This window comes from Lachnospiraceae bacterium (assembly GCA_025758065.1).
Lineage (GTDB): Bacteria > Bacillota > Clostridia > Lachnospirales > Lachnospiraceae > Enterocloster.
In genome coordinates this window covers 3,055,661-3,073,871 of record CP107199.1, presented here as the reverse complement: position 1 = coordinate 3,073,871, position 18,211 = coordinate 3,055,661, and the positions used below count along the sequence as shown (strand labels likewise).

The 18,211-nt window shown below is 41.7% G+C and carries 13 protein-coding genes and 1 riboswitch; all 13 genes read right to left on the bottom strand.

What is annotated here, in order from left to right:
• Nucleotides 1-134: 134 nt before the first annotated feature.
• Complete coding sequence (gene codY / locus OGM16_14280; GenBank protein UYJ45957.1) at nt 135-923, bottom strand: GTP-sensing pleiotropic transcriptional regulator CodY; 789 nt, start codon at nt 921-923, stop codon at nt 135-137.
• Nucleotides 924-1,145: 222 nt separating this feature from the next.
• A complete protein-coding gene (gene topA, locus OGM16_14275) occupies nt 1,146-3,251 on the bottom strand; it encodes a type I DNA topoisomerase (protein ID UYJ45956.1) in 2,106 nt (701 codons plus the stop codon).
• 114 nt (nt 3,252-3,365) lie between these two features.
• A complete protein-coding gene (gene dprA, locus OGM16_14270) occupies nt 3,366-4,475 on the bottom strand; it encodes a DNA-processing protein DprA (protein UYJ45955.1) in 1,110 nt (369 codons plus the stop codon).
• Nucleotides 4,457-6,004 carry a YifB family Mg chelatase-like AAA ATPase gene (locus tag OGM16_14265; protein UYJ45954.1) on the bottom strand — a complete coding sequence of 516 codons (1,548 nt, stop codon included), beginning with the start codon at nt 6,002-6,004 and terminating at the stop codon, nt 4,457-4,459. Before OGM16_14265 ends, dprA begins: the two co-directional genes overlap by 19 nt.
• A gap of 267 nt (nt 6,005-6,271) precedes the next feature.
• Complete coding sequence (locus OGM16_14260) at nt 6,272-7,033, bottom strand: TIGR03915 family putative DNA repair protein (GenBank protein ID UYJ45953.1); 762 nt, start codon at nt 7,031-7,033, stop codon at nt 6,272-6,274.
• A 20-nt stretch (nt 7,034-7,053) separates the two neighbouring features.
• Entirely contained in the window at nt 7,054-8,568 is a 1,515-nt protein-coding gene (locus OGM16_14255) for a putative DNA modification/repair radical SAM protein (GenBank protein ID UYJ45952.1), read from the bottom strand.
• A gap of 520 nt (nt 8,569-9,088) precedes the next feature.
• Nucleotides 9,089-10,105 (bottom strand): UDP-glucose 4-epimerase GalE, encoded by a 1,017-nt coding sequence (galE, locus tag OGM16_14250; GenBank protein UYJ45951.1) that lies wholly within the window; start codon nt 10,103-10,105, stop codon nt 9,089-9,091.
• Nucleotides 10,106-10,288: 183 nt separating this feature from the next.
• Nucleotides 10,289-10,924: an RNA polymerase sporulation sigma factor SigK gene (gene sigK, locus OGM16_14245; GenBank protein UYJ45950.1), complete on the bottom strand. Its 636-nt coding sequence runs from the start codon at nt 10,922-10,924 to the stop codon at nt 10,289-10,291.
• 115 nt (nt 10,925-11,039) lie between these two features.
• The gene (locus OGM16_14240) at nt 11,040-12,326 is read right to left on the bottom strand and encodes a PD-(D/E)XK nuclease family protein (GenBank protein ID UYJ45949.1); all 1,287 of its coding nucleotides are present in this window, start codon (nt 12,324-12,326) and stop codon (nt 11,040-11,042) included.
• 37 nt (nt 12,327-12,363) lie between these two features.
• Nucleotides 12,364-14,370 (bottom strand): LTA synthase family protein, encoded by a 2,007-nt coding sequence (locus OGM16_14235; protein UYJ45948.1) that lies wholly within the window; start codon nt 14,368-14,370, stop codon nt 12,364-12,366.
• Between the two features lie 83 nt (nt 14,371-14,453).
• Complete coding sequence (locus OGM16_14230) at nt 14,454-15,791, bottom strand: MATE family efflux transporter (protein UYJ45947.1); 1,338 nt, start codon at nt 15,789-15,791, stop codon at nt 14,454-14,456.
• An 80-nt stretch (nt 15,792-15,871) separates the two neighbouring features.
• A complete protein-coding gene (locus OGM16_14225) occupies nt 15,872-17,050 on the bottom strand; it encodes a phosphoribosylaminoimidazolecarboxamide formyltransferase (protein UYJ45946.1) in 1,179 nt (392 codons plus the stop codon).
• Nucleotides 17,051-17,284: 234 nt separating this feature from the next.
• Nucleotides 17,285-17,998, bottom strand: coding sequence for an IMP cyclohydrolase (locus OGM16_14220; protein UYJ45945.1), 714 nt, complete (start codon nt 17,996-17,998; stop codon nt 17,285-17,287).
• 54 nt (nt 17,999-18,052) lie between these two features.
• A riboswitch (ZMP/ZTP riboswitch) is annotated at nt 18,053-18,133 on the bottom strand.
• Nucleotides 18,134-18,211: the final 78 nt, after the last annotated feature.

The following is an 18,211-nucleotide window of genomic DNA, read 5'->3' as shown; positions in this document are numbered from 1 at the left end:
TGCTTGCATAAGCACTTTCTCATCCAAATCAGCATATGGTGGAATCACCAAGCTTCTTGTTTTCATGAATATGGAAACAAGAAGCTGTCATGGCTGAACTGTAACATAGTTTTGCAATATAAGCAGGAAATCAGTTATTTCAAGTTGGAATTAGAGGCTTTTATGGCTTTTAATTCGTCAAATACCACATCATTCAGAACCTTGATATAGGTACCTTTCATACCGGAAGAACGTGACTCAATAACACCGGCGCTTTCAAATTTACGCAGGGCATTGACGATAACGGAACGGGTAATACCTACACGGTCAGCAATCTTGCTTGCAACCAGGATACCTTCATTTCCATCCAGTTCTTCAAAAATATGGATAATGGCTTCCAGTTCAGAGAATGAAAGTGTACTGATCGCAGATTTAACGATCTGCACCTTACGTGTTTCTTCTGCATTCTCTTCATTTACGGAACGCATCATTTCCAGTCCTACAACTGTAGTACCATATTCACTTAAAATAATATCATCAATATCATACTGACTGTCTGAACGATAAATAAATAATGTTCCCAGTCTCTCTCCAGCAATATCGATCGGAGTAATGATAGCCTGATATTTCTTTACATTCTCCTCTTCAAATCCAAGAGTTGCCAAATTTACATTTTCCTTTGTGGACAATACACTGAGCAGACGTTCATTCAACATCTTATCTACATAACCGCCCACCTGATCTTCGATCAGCTCTTCTATTTCATCCACCCCAGGCCAGATACTTACACCAAGCACCTTGCCCTTTTTGCTGATAACAAGAATATTGGATAACAAAATTTCACTTAACACTTTGCATATGTCATTGAAAACAACTTTATGCGAATTATTGTTATGCAATAGCTTGTTGATTTTTCTTGTTTTGTCCAACAACTGAACGCTCATGACTGAAACCCTCCTTATCTCAATTGTATACTCTACAAATATACTTTACTAATAATTGAATTTTAACACAATTTTTGTCCAATAACAATAGTTTTTTGAAGATTTCATGTTTTTCCGAAAATAAAAAAGAACATGTAATGGCAAAAAAAGTGCCTGCACATGGGAATGTTCCTGTACAGGCACTATATCTCTTTAAAAAATCATATATTCATAGCTTTTTTGCTATTTCTGCTCTTCTGCCGGTTTATCCATACGATATCCGCAGGTTTCATTTGCACAGAGAAGTTTATTTCCCTTTTCCACCATATAAGAACCACATTTAGGACACTTTAATATAGACGGCTTCTGCCAGGACATGAAGTCACAGTCAGGGTTTGCCTCACAGCCATAGTATAAACGGCCCTTCTTTGTCTTCTTGCGTACTACCTCTTTTCCGCATTTCGGGCAAGGCACACCTATTTTTTCCAAATATGGTTTTGTATTCTTACATTCCGGGAAACCAGGGCATGCAAGGAATTTTCCATGAGGACCATATTTTACTACCATATGACGTCCGCACTGTTCACAGATCTCATCTGTTACTTCATCTTCAATCTTAACAGATTCTAATTCTTTCTGGGCAATGTTTACTGCTTCATCCAGATCCGGATAGAAGTTCCGGATAATAGTCTTCCATGTTACAGTTCCATCTGCCACACGGTCCAGTAAGGTCTCCATATTTGCAGTAAAGCTTAAATCCACAATACTTGGGAATGACTTCTTCATAATGCGGTTTACCACTTCACCCAGCTCTGTTACGTAAAGATTTTTATTTTCCTTTGCAACATAACGTCTGGCAATGATCGTTGTAATTGTAGGCGCATAGGTACTTGGACGGCCAATGCCCTGTTCTTCCATTGCTTTTACCAGAGAAGCTTCTGTATAATGAGCCGGCGGCTGTGTAAAATGCTGGCTTGGCTGAAGTTCTGCCAGTTTTAACTCCATTCCGCTTTCAATAGCTCCTATCACCTGTTTCTTTTCTTCTTCATCATCTGAAGCTACATAAACAGACATGAAACCATCAAAAGAAAGGCGGGATGCAGAAGTTGTAAACATATGTTTCCCTGCACGGATCTTTACAGAAGTCGTCTCATAAACAGCCGGAGACATACGGCTGGCTGTAAAACGCTTCCAGATCAGCTGATACAAACGGAAAAGGTCTCTTGGAAGAGATTCCTTTACCATAACAGGTGTCAATGTGATATCTGTAGGGCGGATAGCCTCATGAGCATCCTGGATCTTACCTGTATTCTTAGCAGAAGCTTCTCCTGCCGCTGCGTAATTTTCACCATAGTGTTCTTCTACAAAAGAACGTGCTGCTGCATCTGCTTCATCTGCTACACGGGTGGAATCCGTACGCAAATAAGTGATCAGGCCAATAGTTCCATGACCTTTTACTTCAACACCTTCATACAGCTGCTGTGCAATACGCATGGTTTTCTGAGTAGAAAAGTTTAATGCCTTGGAAGCTTCCTGCTGTAAGGTACTGGTGGTAAATGGAATCGGTGCTTTTTTAATACGCTCGCCCTTTTTTACCTCATCAGCCACATAGCTGACACCTTCCAGATCCTTTAAAACAACATCTAGCTCCTCTTTGCTGTGTATCACTGATCTGCTGCCCTTTACGCCTTCTTCATTTGCCAGACCATAATACTTTGCATCCAATGGCTTTTTGCTTCCGGCTATATTTAACATCGCATCCAGATTCCAGTATTCTTCCGGGATAAATGCATTGATCCCATCTTCTCTATCACATATCATACGAAGGGCTACCGACTGTACACGGCCTGCACTTAAGCCTCTTTTAACCTTTGCCCATAAAAGCGGACTGATACGATAGCCTACCATACGGTCTAACATACGTCTGGTCTGCTGTGCGTTAACCAGATTCATATCCAGCTCTCTCGGAGCCTTCAAGGATGCTTTTACTGCATTTTTTGTAATCTCGTTAAAGCTGATGCGGTATACCTGTTTATTTTTAAGTTCATCCAGCTTCAAAGCCTTCATCAGATGCCAGGAGATTGCCTCTCCCTCACGGTCCGGGTCCGTTGCCAGATAAATCTTATCTGCCTTTTTTACTTCCTTGCGCAGTTTTGCAAGTACATCCCCCTTTCCCCTGATAGTAATATATTTTGGCTCATAGTCGTGTTCCGGATCAAAGCCTAACTGGCTTTTTGGCAGGTCTCTTACATGACCGCCGGAGGCGTCTACTTCATAATTACTTCCCAAAAACTTTTTTATGGTCTTCACTTTTGCAGGTGACTCTACGATTACCAGATGATTCGCCATTGTAAACTCCTTATTCCTGTTCCTATATTTATGCGCCTTATCCCCAATAACCCCTTAATGTTCTCTCGGAGTCTTATATTATGGCAGGATACATCTGTAAACTGCAACAGACCTTTAAAACAGTTTTTTCGTATAATAAAGTCCTGCTGTCCTCACAGCATATCCGCCAAGTTCTAATTCCAGAAGAGCATCCATAGACTGGCTGACAGACAGCCCTGTTTTTGATGCGATCTCCTCTATATGGCGCGGTTCGGAATCCAAGCAACTATACACCATTTTTTCTTTCTTTGCAAGTCCCTTCTGTTTTTTTTCAGAAAACTGTTCTTTCTCTTTTACAAAAATCCCCAGGTTTTCAAGAACTGTTTCCGGTGAAAAAAGAACCTGGGCGCCTTCTGCGATCAGCTGGTTGCATCCTGTACTTAAAGCATCTGTGATCCGGCCTGGAAGGGCATAAATTTCTTTTCCCTGTTCTAAGCCTGACTGGGCAGTAATAAGCGACCCGCTTTTTTCTTTTGCCTCTATAACCAGGATAACATCAGAAAGAGCACTGATGATACGATTGCGTATAGGAAAATTTCTGGGTACAGGAGGTGTTTTTAAAGGATACTCAGAAATCAGTCCCCCATAAAATGGGATATTTTCGTACAAGTCAAAATTACTCCGTGGATAGCACTGATCTACTCCGCAACCAAGAACTGCATATGTCATTCCGCCAGCCGCCATTGCTCCCTCGTGACCTGCACCATCAATCCCCAATGCCATGCCGCTGATGATCTGAATACCGGCAGCAGCCAATTCTTTTGCCATATAACCGGCTGCTTCCCTTCCATAAGCTGTACAATTTCTTGCACCGATCACTGCTGCAGTCGCTTTATCCTCCTTAGGAAGGCTTCCCTTTACATAAAGTCCTAATGGATAATCATATACAGAATACAGCCGTCTTGGATATTCTTCATCCAGAGGCGTAATAAAATAAATGCCTTTTTCACTTAATTTATAATATTCCTCTTCCAATCTGGAAAATTCCCCTTTCCAGGCATCAAAGCGGAGGGCATTTTCTTCTTTTTTAAAGATCCCCTTTTTCCATAATTGTGTTCCTTCTATATAATATGCCTGCTGAAAACCTCCTGCCGCTTCTCCTATGCGGCGTATCTGTAAAGCCCCTGCATCCGGCAGATGACATAACCAGTATAAAAATATTTTCTCTAATGCTTCTGTCCCCATATCCGTTCCTCCAACGCCCTGTAGCCAAAGGCTTCTGATAAATGTTCTTTCTGGATCCATTCTTCACCAGCCAGATCTGCAATTGTCCTTGCTGTCTTTAGTACTCTGTGATAACCTCTGGCACTTATTCCTCTCGCTTCATATACCCGTCTTGCAAAACGTTTCTCCGGCTCTTTTAACTTACAGAAACGCTGTATCTCTTTCTGTCCCATACGGCTGTTGTTTCTGATATCCGTTCCCTGAAAACGTGTAGCCTGTATCTTTACTGCTTTTTCCACCCGGCTTCGTATAACAGCTGAATCCTCATTTTCCGTTGTCTGGTCTTCTAACTCTGCAAATGTCACAGGTGCAGCTTCCACACATATATCAAAACGTTCCAAAATAGGTCTTGAAAGCCGGTTTAAATAATTTTGTATCTGCACAGGCGTACAATTGCATCTGCTTCTGTCCGGGAAAAAGCCGCAGGGACATGGATTCATGGCTCCAAGGATCAGAAAATCTGCCGGAAATTCATAGCTTCCTGCCACACGGCTTATTGTGATACGGTGTTCTTCTAAAGGTTCCCTTAGTGCTTCTATAGCGCCTTTACTGAAATGAGGCAGCTCATCTAAAAATAAAACGCCTCCGGAAGCAAGGGATAACTCCCCGGGTTTTGGCACTTTTCCACCACCGGTAAGACCCTGGGGAGAAATCGTGTGATGAGGACTGCGAAAAGGTCTTTGTGAAAGCAGAGGCTGTCCTTCTGGCAGCAGACCGCAAAGACTGTATATCTTGGATATCTCTATATTTTCTTCCCAGGAAAGATCAGGGAGAATGGTTGGTATCCGCTTTGCTACCATAGATTTTCCTGTTCCTGCACTTCCGCACATCAAAAGACCATGTCTTCCGGCTGCCGCCACTTCTGCTGCCCGGCGCAGAACGTTCTGACCGCATATTTCCCTGAAATCAAAGGGATATTCTGATTTAAATGTACGATTATTTATTGTGACCGGCATTTTCTGATCCATGCTTTCAAAATTCTCTTGAGATACCACTTCCTGCAAATGAAGAAGCGACTTTATACCTATGATCTGTATCCCTTCTACTAAAGCTCCTTCTGCCATATTGGGTACTGGTAAAAAGCATCGGCGAAATCCCATTTTCTTGGCAGCCGATACCAGGACCAGTACGCCCCTTACTGGTTTTACGCTGCCGTCTAACCCCAGTTCTCCGATCAGAAGAGAATCCTTCAGTTTTTCTGCTGCCAATAACTCAAAAGCTCCTAAAACTGCAGCTGCAATTGGCAGATCAAAAGCCGTTCCTTCCTTTTTCATTCCTGCTGGTGACAGATTTACTGTGATTTTTTTTGCCGGAAGCTGAAGATCTGAGTTTTTCAGTGCTGTCCTGACCCGCTCCTGAGCCTCTCTTACCTCCAGTGCCAGCTGCCCTGAAATGGAAAATCCCGGCAGTCCATTCGATACATCTGATTCAACAGATACCAGAAATCCTTCCATTCCATGGATCCCGGCACTGTTTATCTGCGTAAACATGCGCAACGCTCCTTTCTGTTTTCCTGAGATTGTTTTTTCCTGTGGAATTAAAAATAGAATTAATAAAGAGATGTAGATATCAAAATAATGCATTTAGAAAAAAATGAATTACAGATAGTTTCAGTTTATCCAAGAAAAGAATAAATTGCAAGCACATTTTAACATGGATATGAAATATAGTTACAGTTCAGCCATGCACCTTCTTGTTTCCATATTCATGAAAATAAGAAGCATGGTGGATCCACCATCTACAATAAAAAGGCTTGCTCAAAATGATTGAAATTCCGTCATAAGGGGACGAAAACGTAAAGGCAGATGACTTCTCTGACAATCTGGATTCTTTCTCTGTTCAATGGCAATGGCAGTAAAGAAAGTCTTCCAGAGTTTTTCCCAGTCCTTTTCATCACTTTGTATACATATTTTTTCCAGTTCATCACTGGAAATCTCTGCCAGGAACCACTTTTCACCCTTTACATGGATCGCTGCCTTTCCTCTGCCTATATCACAGATCAGCCAGTCTTCCTCCGGCAGACGGTCTGCAAAGTAAGGTGCTATCAGCTCTGCCACATCATTTTTCGGCTGTATCTTTCCTGCTAAAAAGCCTTCCGACATCTGGGAAAAACGCAAAAATTCAATAAACTGATGCTTTTCGTTATATACGCTTCGACACAGTTTAAAAACTTCATAAACAGCAGGGATCTGAAGCTGGTCAGCAGCAGATGCACCCCGCAAAAACAATACCTTCAGATACCGGTATATCTTATCTGCACGCAATATATCTTCGCTAAGACAGACCACATACAGCTGCTCCTGGATCCGGGAATTTAAATGCCTGCGTACAGTTTCCATCACCTTTTTTACTTTTTCCGATGATGGAACGCACTCTACATAGGATGAAAAAAGTTCTACATTCTGTCCGCTGTTTTTGATCTCCAGGCGCAGTTCATCCTGAGGGATCTTACTCATTCCCGCATCATAAATACAGCTTAATATACCTTCGTAACCAGGCTCACATACAAAAACCGTCATATCCGTCTCTCCTGTTTATACTACAGCTGGCCAAATATAGCACTATTTGATGCTTCTTTTACCAGCTGATCCTTTAAAATCACGTTTTTTTCTTCTTCCAGGTGCATATCATCAAACAGGGATAATTGCCTGTAACTGTCCCTGTTTTCTATATCCCATACTTTCCGCCTCTCATCCCCTATAAGGGCGCTGGTGATGGAATCTTCATCCAGTCTGAAGGAAACTTCCATTTTCCCGGAACAGGTGATAAAATAACGGGCCCGCTTTAAAACAACTCCTATCCGTTTTAAACCATCAAAATCCAATTTTCCCTGCTTTCTGGCAGAGATGATACGTCTGGCAGATTTCACCCCTACTCCGGGTATACGAAGAAGCTGTTCGTAAGAAGCTTTATTTATCTCTACAGGAAAATCTTTCAGATTCTGCAGTGCCCAGTCGCACTTGGGATCCAGAAATAAATTAAAATTAGGCTTTTTTTCAGAAAGAAGTTCCTCTGCCTTAAATCCGTAAAAGCGCAGCAGCCAGTCTGCCTGATAAAGCCGGTGTTCTCTTAAAAGAGGCGGTCCTCCCGGAAGGGATGGCAGATGGCTGTCCTCATTGACCGGAACATATGCAGAGTAAAAGACACGTTTTAAACCAAAATTATGATAAAGAGCCTGCGTCACAGAAAGCATCTGAAAGTCATTTTCCGATGTAGCACCTACGATCATCTGGGTACTCTGACCGGCAGGAACAAAGGCTTTTGTTCCATAATATCGCTCCTTAAGGGCAAGACCATGGCTTTCTGCCCCGCCGGTAAGTATCATGAAATCTTTTTCTGTCAGATCCGGACGTATAAGGGAAGCACCGCCTGCAAAACCGGCTCTGTCAGAAGGATATAATTTCTTATATCCTCTGTCATACCCTAGCAGACGCCCAGACAACGCAATTCCCTGCTGTACCTGCCGCATAGGAGCCAGTATCTTCTCTCTTGTCTTTCCAGGAGCCAGATTTCGAAGGCCTTCAGCTGTAGGAAGTTCTAGATTGATGCTCATACGGTCCGCAAGAAAGCCCATTCTCTCTACCAGTTCCCTGGAAGCACCGGGAATGGATTTTACATGAATGTAACCATTGAAATTATACACATTCCTCAGCTTATGAAGAGTTTCATAGATCAGCTCCATAGTATGATCCGCTGTAGACAGAATACCAGAACTTAAGAACAGACCTTCAATATAATTTCTCCTGTAAAATTCCATAGTAAGTTTACAAACTTCATCCGGAGTAAATGCAGTCCGCAGCGTATTATTGCTGCACCGGTTTACACAATACTTACAATCATAGATGCACTGATTGGTAAAAAGGATCTTTAGTAATGAAATACATCTTCCGTCTGCCGCAAAGCTGTGGCAGATACCTGCCTCTGAAGAATTTCCCAGGTGTCCTTTCTTTCCTCTGCGCTCTACTCCGCTGGAAGTACAGGCAACGTCATATTTGGCTGCATCCGTAAGTATTTTCAGTTTTTCATCTATAGTAAAATTCTCCTGTATCAGCATCTCATCACCACCAGAACGTTTGTTTGATTGTATTTTATCACAGTATCTCCGCAAATGCAACAAAAATCGAACATTTGTTCTTTCATCTGATGATCAGTGATTGCTTTATATGGATAATGTTGTATGCAGATAAACACTCTTTGAACCTAACGTGCCATACGATGTACTTAATTGCCTTCCCAATATATACGACAAAAAACACGGCAGTGTGTACATTTTACACCATACTGCCGTGTTATCAGGTCACTTACTTATGGAGTAACAGGTGATACCCTGTTACTATACTAATACTTATATTAATGATGTGAGTGTCAAAAGTAAATATTGCCACTCACTGATGTAACCGGATTGCTCCATTGCTATGCAATTCCCGCAATCCTCGAACACCTCAAACTCCCATAAAATGGCGTGTTCACACCATTTTATTTCGTTTTCGGTGTTCGGCGTGTCAATAAGTATAAATTGCTTATTTGTGCGAGCACAAACGCAATTTATACTTTTGACACTTACATCATATTAATTAATCTCTGTAACCGTTCGGATTCATGCTCTGCCATTTCCAGGAATCAGCACACATCTCTTCAATTCCCTTTTCAGCCACCCAACCAAGCTCTTCTTTTGCCTTGGTGCAGTCAGAATAGCAGGTTGCAATATCTCCATCCCTGCGTGGCTGGATCTCATACTTTAATGTTTTTTTGCAGGCCTTTTCGTACGCATGAAGAACATCTAATACACTGTATCCAACTCCGGTTCCCAGATTATAGATGCTGACGCCTTCTTTTGCTTCCAGTTTCTTCATAGCCTTTACATGGCCTTTTGCCAGATCTACTACATGGATATAATCTCTGACGCCGGTTCCATCCGGGGTATCATAATCATCACCAAATACATTTAAATGATCCAGCTTGCCGATGGCAACCTGTGCAATATACGGTACAAGATTGTTAGGGATACCCTTAGGATCTTCGCCAATCAAGCCACTTTCATGAGCACCTATTGGATTAAAATAGCGAAGGAGCATTACATTCCACTCCGGATCTGCAGTATGCAGGTCTGTAAGGATCTGCTCTAACATTCCTTTGGTGCGTCCGTAAGGATTGGTGATCTCACCTTTCGGGCACTTTTCTGTGATCGGAATCTGAGCCGGATCACCATAAACAGTTGCAGAAGAACTGAATACAATATTCTTTACACCATGATTTCTCATCTCATCACAAAGGATCAACGTTCCGGTAATGTTATTGTTATAATATTCAAGGGGTTTGTGAACAGACTCTCCTACTGCCTTTAAGCCTGCAAAATGGATCACAGCTTCAATATCCTCATTATCAAAGATTTCTTTTACCTTTGGCTGGTCAAGCAGGTCCACCTCATAAAATTTCAGTTTCTTTCCTGTGATCTGCTCTACTCTGTCTAATGCTTTTTTGCTGGAGTTATAAAGGTTATCTGCTACTACCACGTCATAACCTGCATTTAACAGTTCCACACATGTATGACTTCCGATATATCCAGCTCCTCCGGTCACTAAAATAGCCACTGCGTTATCCTCCTTGTTTCTCACATCTTTCTTCCCAGAAAGTCCTTTCGACTTCTATTACTATTAGTATAGCGTTAAATCCCATTAATAACAATGCATATTTTTTCTGTCTTTCTATGATTTTCTTTCCAGGATCTTCTTTCTTCCGTATTTTTTCTGCTTTCTTATTTTTATCCCTTACTTTTACAGAACCTGATGTTTTTCAAATACATCCCGCATTTTCCCAATAGCCTTTTTCTCGATCCTGCTTACATAAGAACGTGAAATGCCTAAAACTCCGGCAACTTCCCGCTGGGTATGCTCCTTTTCCCTAAACAGGCCATAGCGCATGGTGATCACCTGCTTTTCGCTTTCTGTCAGGCATGTGTCAAATGCTTCATACAGTTCTCTGATATCCTGATCTAATATAAGCTGGTCAATGGTCCTTGGATTTTCCATTTCGATCACATCCACAAGATTCACTGCTTCTCCGTCTTTATCCGTACCAATAGGTTCAAATAAAGACACTTCCCTGGCCCGTTTTTTACCTGCCCTAAGAAGCATGAGTATCTCATTTTCCACGCACCTGGCTGCATAGGTAGCCAGTCTGGATCCTTTATCTGTATCAAAGGTGTTCACTGCCTTGATCAGTCCAATGGTCCCCACAGAAAGCAGGTCTTCTGTATCGTATTCCTGACATTGATATTTTTTTACTACATGAGCCACCAGGCGCATGTTATGTTCGATCAGCATATTTCTGGCGGTCTGGTCGCCTTCTTTGCAGCGTTTCAGGTACAGCTTTTCTTCTCCGTGAGATAGTGGTTTCGGAAAAGTCTTCAAAAAAAGCCACCCCGCATATTCTTACTTACATACTATGCGAAGGCGGCTTGCCCGGTGCTATTTCCATATAGATAGACTCAAAAAACACCTGCCGGATTTTGGAGCTTCTTACTGCTCATAATAAATATTTTAAGAGATATCCTTCAAAAGCTTTTACTGTTTCTTTTACATATTTTTCCCGTTCTTCTTTATCTGCAAGACGGACTGCTCCAGGATTCATGTTTTTAAAATCTGCTGTATCTTTATAAGCATAATCGTGGCTTCCATTTGGATAACACCAGGCAAACCACCAGTCCTCCGGCAGTATTACCTCCTTCTTGATATATCCGGCAGCTTCCTTTGTAAGTTCATCTGTTATATGATCCACCTGACAGCCTATGGGAGCCCCATCCTGTGCCTTTGCTTCTTTATCAAAAAGACAAAATCCTGCAAACAGGTCATGTTCTATTTCAATGCGAAACCACAGCTGTAAACTTTGTTTCTTAAACTTTGCCTTTTTTACCACATAGTTTAGTCCTGGATATGTACTGTAACAATCATAAAATCTTTCATGATGAGGATCCTTATAGGAATAATACCCTGTATCTTTTTCAGGTTCCAGACCATATTTTGCAGCCAGTGGCTCCATTTCTTTTTCAAAATCCCCAAACACAAGCCGGATCAGCTTAAGTTTTGCCTGTTTCATGGATCTTTCTATCTGGATCCCCGCCTTGAAATACTGCGAAGACTCATACAACAGATCAACCGTTTTTTCCACCATTTTTATTTCCCTTTCATCTGCCGTCATACGGATAGCATCTACATATTGCATAACCATGGATCTTAATGTTTCCTTCAGGCAAGGAAGCAATCCCGTAAGCCATGCGCAGATATTTTCTGACCAGGAAATACAAAGGATCCTGTTTAATGACAGTATCCCCTTTCCATTTTTTTCTTTCCTGCTGTATTCCGAAGGTGGTGTTCCAAAAGGTGTCAAATAAACTATGGGAGCATTTTTCGCATATTTAAAATAATCAAAACACTGCCCCTGCTGTTCTCCGGCATAAATCTTTACTTCCACCGGAATAAAATAATCTGCATTGCGTATTACAATATCGATCCGGCGATCATGATCAGTGACATATTCTTTTGTGACAACTGTATGCATAAGAAGCAGGTCACTCATGGATTTTATTTTCAGCACATCCCGGACAAAAGTTTTAAGAAACAGGACACCGCAGCCATGAGCCCCCTGGGAATCTAACAGATCTGCCAGAAACCGGCACATGACTACTTCTTTTTCCTGTATTCCTAAAACCTGAAAAACATTATAGGACAGAAAAGGGCTGTGATCCGGGATTTTTCCCCATTCTTCGCTGACCCTGGATAACAGGTCTCTTTGATTTTCCATTGTAACTTCCATTCTGCCATTTCCTTGCAATGCACTCTATCTGCAAAATTTATTTTTCTTCTTCCAGCGTAAACAGAGGTTTATATTTACGCCTGTCAATACTGTGATTATAGGCCATAGCCTCATAGTCTAAAATCTGTTTTCTGTTTGGATTCTCTCCTGATTCTGCCTCTGACCAGGACTGGTAATTTCCATCTTTATCATAAAATCCCAGAAAATGAAGGACCGGATAGATCTGTGACAGGTCTAACAGAAAACGGTTATAAGGAGTCATATCAAGACCTGCCAGTTTTAATACATAAGAGGACAGATACACTGCTCCCAGCTTTCCAATATCCTTTGAGGGCTGCTCATAATTAGTCCAGATGATAAATGGGGTCTCATACCACATTAAACGATCTTTCGTAGGCACTTCATAACTTGGCGTGCCGTATATTTCATCAAAAAACTCATCTTCTACACTTGGCTGGTGATCTCCGAACATAACGATCATAGTCGGCTCATCACTGTGACTAAAATAATCCAGTAAATAAGCAAAAGCTTCATCAGAGCGCTTTACCAGAGAAAGATACTGGTCAGCCTTTGGATATTTTCCTTCCATATCACCAGTCAGCCACACAGTCTGATCAAACTCATCAAAAGTCCCCTCATAGCCACCATGGTTCTGCATGGTAACATTAAATAAAAACAGTTTTTCCTGGGGATCTTCTTTTTCTTCTACTACCTGGATCAGTTTTTCAAAATCTCCCTGATCACTGGTATAATAACGCAGCTGCTCACTGCCCTTAAAATATTCTCCATCTAAGAACTCATCAAATCCCATATTGGCATAACAGGCATTCCTGTTCCAGTTTTCTCCTGGATATGGGTGCATAGCTACAGTGCGGTATCCCTGGTCTTTCATGGTACTTACCATAGTCCTGGCATCCGGCTTTACATTAAACTGATAGGCAATAGAATTAGATGGGAGCATGGCAACTGAATCTCCTGTAAGAAACTCAAATTCAGAATTGCTGGTCATAGAGCCAAATACAGGCATGCACAGATTTCCCTTTATAGTATTTTCTGTCAGGCTGTTGATAAAGGGGAAGTATTCCTGATTTGTGGAAAAATCTCCGGCTACCCGCAAGTCAGAAAGACTTTCGTTCATAATGCAGATCAGATTGACTGGCTGGATAGTTACTTTGTGAGACAAAATCTCATCATCTTCGTTTTCTGTTTCGTTTATTCCTTTCTCCTGCTCTTCTTCAGAAATTTCCTTATAAATACTTTCCAGACGTCCCTGACTGTATTCTGCCGGCGGTTTCTTTACCACATACTGAAAAGACATGGCTGTGGATAAAATATACCCGCAGGATTCATAAGTATCATTAACTGCCCACATATTAATCCCCATCTGATGTGCAGGAACAATACTGTGGAAAAAGCCATAGCCAAAAGCAAAAGCAGTTCCCACACAGGAAACACCCAAAAGCAGCCTGTTTTTTAATCCTTTTACATGAACCGGGAAAAACCATAAAATAATATTGGCAGCGACTACTGCTTTGGCAGCCTGTACCATTTTATCTGAAATAACAAATGCATAATTGCCGGATACAGTCATGGCTGTGCGCACTGCCAGCACATCCCAGATCATAATAGGCCGGTCCCGGAAGCCTACTACAAAGGTTTCAGCAAATGATATTATAAGCAATACAGCTGATCCAACTGGTACTGATATGCGGGTAGTTCCTGTAATACCTGTAAGGATAAGATACAGTACATAAACCCAGCATATATTTAATGCTGTCATAAAAGCGGAAATATTTGCCAGATTCCCTGTCACATATTCAAATAAATAATACGACAGTATGGGAACAAGAAAAAGACACAGATAACCTGTGCCTTTTATTATGTATTTACATATAGTTATAAAAATATTGCTGTTTTTTACAACTGCCTTTTCTGTGATCTTTTCTTTTTTAGTTCCGCTTTCCTCTGTATTTCTGATTTCTTCTGCCACCTGCTGTAATCCTTCTCTTCCCGTATCGCCACGTATCTGGGATATCTTTTTCATATACTTTTTAGAATATCAACAGGAATTTTATCATATTTTGTAACCACTTTCAATCATCAATATGCAGAGATATGTCTTATTTTTTACAGGCGGATCACATATTTTCCGAAAATAATGCGGCGATAGAAAATAATAGTCAGAACCGTTGCTGCGATCCAGCCAAATGGCCAGGCCATCCAAATACCTGTACTTCCAAAATACTTTGTAAGCAGCAATGCTACCAGGATACGTAAAATCAGATCCGGAACCGTTGCCATTACAAAATAATGCATGGCACCTGCACCACGGATGATCCCGTCAGTCATTAGTTTAATAGAGATCATAAAATACATAGGACTTACAATATGCAAAAACTCCCGTCCTGCATTAATAGCATCTGTACTGGACTTATTCAAAAACAGTCCCATCATCTGCCTGCTGGCAAAGAAATAAAGAACCACAAAAGGAATAGCGGCGATCAGTGACAAACGGATACCTGTACGAAATCCCATAGACAGCCGTTCTTTCTTTCCTGCGCCAAGATTCTGGGCTGTATAGCTGGAAAGACAGCTTCCAAGAGCCATAAAGGAATTGATCGCAAAGGTATTTAACTTGATGGCGCCGGAATAACCTGCGATCACTGCAGAGCCGTAGCGGTTTACAATCTCCTGTACAAACATATTTCCAATAGATAAAACGCTCTGCTGCATAATACTTGGAATGGCAATAGCAGCAATCTGGGCTAAAAGAACAAGATCCAGCCACTTAAAAGTTCCTTCGCAGTTTATCCTTTTTAAACGTACTGCCAGAAATGTAAGAGCCAGGATAGCGGAAATACCCTGAGCAATAAAAGTTGCCCAGGCAACGCCTGCCACTCCCAGTCCTACACAAGCTACAAAATAATAATCCAGGATAATATTTCCCACAGAAGAACCGATCAGGAAATACAGCGGTGTTTTAGAATCACCTAAAGCCGTAAAAATGCCGGTACACACATTATATAAAAGTAAAAATGTGATGCCGTAAACGTAGATCTTTAAGTATAACCGTCCATCTGCAAAAATATTTTCAGGTGTGTGGACGAGCCGCATCATACTGCCGCAGAAAAAATAGCCGATAAATGTGAGGAAAAAGCTCATAAAAGCACAGGCAATAAAAGCCGTACTTACTGCCGACTTCATTCTGACCATATCCTTAGCGCCAAAAAGCCTGGAAACCACAACAGAGGCTCCCAGGTTGGTTCCTACGGCAAACGCCATAAATATAACAGTAATAGGATAAGATGCACCTACCGCCGCCAGGGCATCCTCTCCTGCAAAACGACCGGCAATACAGCTGTCTGCAATATTGTATATCTGTTGAAACATAACGCTGACTAACATAGGCAGCAGAAAGCGCCATAAAATCTTATCCGGGTGCTCTCTGGTAAGGTCCTTCATCATAAGTACTTCCCCCTGAAATTCAGCCGGCGCACAAACTCTGCTGCCTTAATTTAATCTTAACGTTTCCTTGAAATCTTAAATTAATGGTGGAACAGACGGATACCGGTAAATGCCATTACCATGCCGTACTGATCGCAGGTTTCAATGACCTGATCATCTCTTACAGAGCCGCCGGGCTGTGCTACATATTTTACACCGCTCTTATATGCTCTGTCAATGTTATCTCCAAATGGGAAGAAGGCATCAGAGCCTAAAGCTACGTCTGTAAGACCGTCTAACCATGCTCTCTTTTCTTCTCTTGTAAATACCTCTGGTTTCTCCTTAAAAATCTTTTCCCATCTTCCATCAGCAAGAACATCCATATAATCTTCACCAATATATAAGTCAATGGCGTTGTCACGGTCTGCCCTGCGGATACCATTAATAAACGGCAGATTTAACACTTTTGGATTCTGGCGCAGATACCAGTTATCTGCCTTGCTTCCTGCCAGTCTGGTACAGTGTACTCTGGACTGCTGTCCTGCTCCAATACCAATAGCCTGACCGCCCTTTACGAAGCATACTGAATTGGACTGGGTATATTTTAAAGTGATCAGGGAAATAACCAGATCCATGGCTGCTTCTTCCGTCATATCCTTGTTTTCTGTAACAATGTTTTTCAGCAGTTCTTTATTGATCTTTAAATTGTTATGTCCCTGCTCAAATACAACACCGAACACCTGCTTACGTTCCAATTCCTCCGGTACATAGTCCGGATCGATCTGGATCACATTGTAATTGCCGTTTTTCTTGGCTTTTAAGATTTCTAATGCTTCCGGCTCATAGCCTGGTGCGATCACACCATCAGAAACCTCTCGTTTGATCAGCTTTGCAGTCGCAACGTCACATACATCAGAAAGAGAAATGAAATCCCCAAAAGAAGACATACGGTCTGCACCTCTGGCTCTTGCATAAGCACTTGCAAGGGCAGAAAGCTCTCCCTGATCGTCTACCCAGTAGATCTTGCGTAAAACGTCATCAAGTGGAAGGCCTACTGCTGCTCCTGCCGGAGATACATGCTTAAAAGAAGTAGCTGCAGGAAGTCCGGTGACTTCTTTTAATTCTTTTACCAGCTGCCAGCCGTTTAATGCGTCTAAGAAATTGATATAACCAGGACGGCCGCTTAAAACAGTGACCGGCAGTTCCTTATTGTCATTCATAAAGATCTTAGCAGGCTTCTGATTTGGGTTGCATCCATATTTTAATTCCAGTTCTTTCATGTGAAGTTCTCCTTTTTTTCAAAATGTGCTTTCAAAGTTTTACACAGCTTCCAGTACATCGATGTACTAGTATAATCCACGATAATTACCGATCCATTACACGCAGGATAAATTTTCATGTGCAAGGAAGCTGAATGAGGCGATGCCGGTAGCATCGTCGATTGAAGCTGACGCGGCAGATGGAAATTTAGACAAGTGAAAGGGGCGGATAATTATTGTGGATTATACTAGTCCTTACTGATTTTTATTTACAATACGAGTCTCCCATTTACCTGTTTCAATATCAATAAAACGCACGAACAGGGACACCTTGTTGTCTTCGTTTAAACTGTTCCATACCTTATCTGTAAATTCATCAATCGTACCATCGATTTCTACAGGCTTTGGTTCTCCCTCAAAACTTGGAAGCGGACTGCCGTCATGCATATATGTATGGATAAAATGACCCATTCCAGGAACCGGATTCTCATATGCAAATGTAAAACGCAGACAGGAATCCGGATTTCCCTGGTTGCTCTTTAAAATGGACATTGCATAGCTGTATTTTTTATTTTCCACATGGAGCACACCGGAAATACGTGGTGTATAGTTTGGAGCATCTGGCTCAAACTCACGGCTGCGAAGAGACTGTTCAAAGGTAAGCTGATGATCCATTCCCTCATAAATGGTATCAGTCTGATCGCCATTTGTAACAATAGTCTTATTTCCCAGTACGCGGACCGGTGCATAAATGATCAGGCTTGGATCTTCTAATTTTGCAGGATCAAACGCCTGGGTACGGATGCCCTCTCCTTCTTCCACAAAAACACGGTTACGGCTGTTTGAACTGCGCCCCATGATAAAATAAGCAGTGACAGCTGTTTTTCCGTCTTTGCTTTCACCGATAACAATGCCGCGGCCCGGATATGCATTTTCTTTTAATTCCTGTTCCAGATTTTTCATATACATAGTAAAGTCCTCCTGAATTTAATAAAAACCGCCCACCTGTACACGAATAACATCATTTCGTGCCCAGGCGGACGGCTCTCACTTTCTGCGTGCTCCCTGTGGTTGATCCACTTTCCGCCAGTCACACGCTGTGCTCTCTAACTGCTTTTAATATATATGCTTTTTACTAATAATGCAAGTGCTTTTTAGAAGTTTTACTTATTAGTTTTTCTT

Excerpts from the sequence above, each read along its gene's own strand:
- OGM16_14235 (UYJ45948.1), bottom strand. The coding sequence starts at position 14,370 with ATGAAAAAGATATCCCAGATACGTGGCGATACGGGAAGAGAAGGATTA.
- topA (UYJ45956.1), bottom strand. The coding sequence starts at position 3,251 with ATGGCGAATCATCTGGTAATCGTAGAGTCACCTGCAAAAGTGAAGACC.
- OGM16_14255 (UYJ45952.1), bottom strand. The coding sequence starts at position 8,568 with ATGCTGATACAGGAGAATTTTACTATAGATGAAAAACTGAAAATACTT.
- OGM16_14230 (UYJ45947.1), bottom strand. The coding sequence starts at position 15,791 with ATGATGAAGGACCTTACCAGAGAGCACCCGGATAAGATTTTATGGCGC.
- OGM16_14240 (UYJ45949.1), bottom strand. The coding sequence starts at position 12,326 with ATGGAAGTTACAATGGAAAATCAAAGAGACCTGTTATCCAGGGTCAGC.
- OGM16_14225 (UYJ45946.1), bottom strand. The coding sequence starts at position 17,050 with ATGAAAGAACTGGAATTAAAATATGGATGCAACCCAAATCAGAAGCCT.
- OGM16_14260 (UYJ45953.1), bottom strand. The coding sequence starts at position 7,033 with ATGACGGTTTTTGTATGTGAGCCTGGTTACGAAGGTATATTAAGCTGT.
- OGM16_14265 (UYJ45954.1), bottom strand. The coding sequence starts at position 6,004 with ATGTTTACGCAGATAAACAGTGCCGGGATCCATGGAATGGAAGGATTT.
- dprA (UYJ45955.1), bottom strand. The coding sequence starts at position 4,475 with ATGGGGACAGAAGCATTAGAGAAAATATTTTTATACTGGTTATGTCAT.
- OGM16_14220 (UYJ45945.1), bottom strand. The coding sequence starts at position 17,998 with ATGTATATGAAAAATCTGGAACAGGAATTAAAAGAAAATGCATATCCG.
- codY (UYJ45957.1), bottom strand. The coding sequence starts at position 923 with ATGAGCGTTCAGTTGTTGGACAAAACAAGAAAAATCAACAAGCTATTG.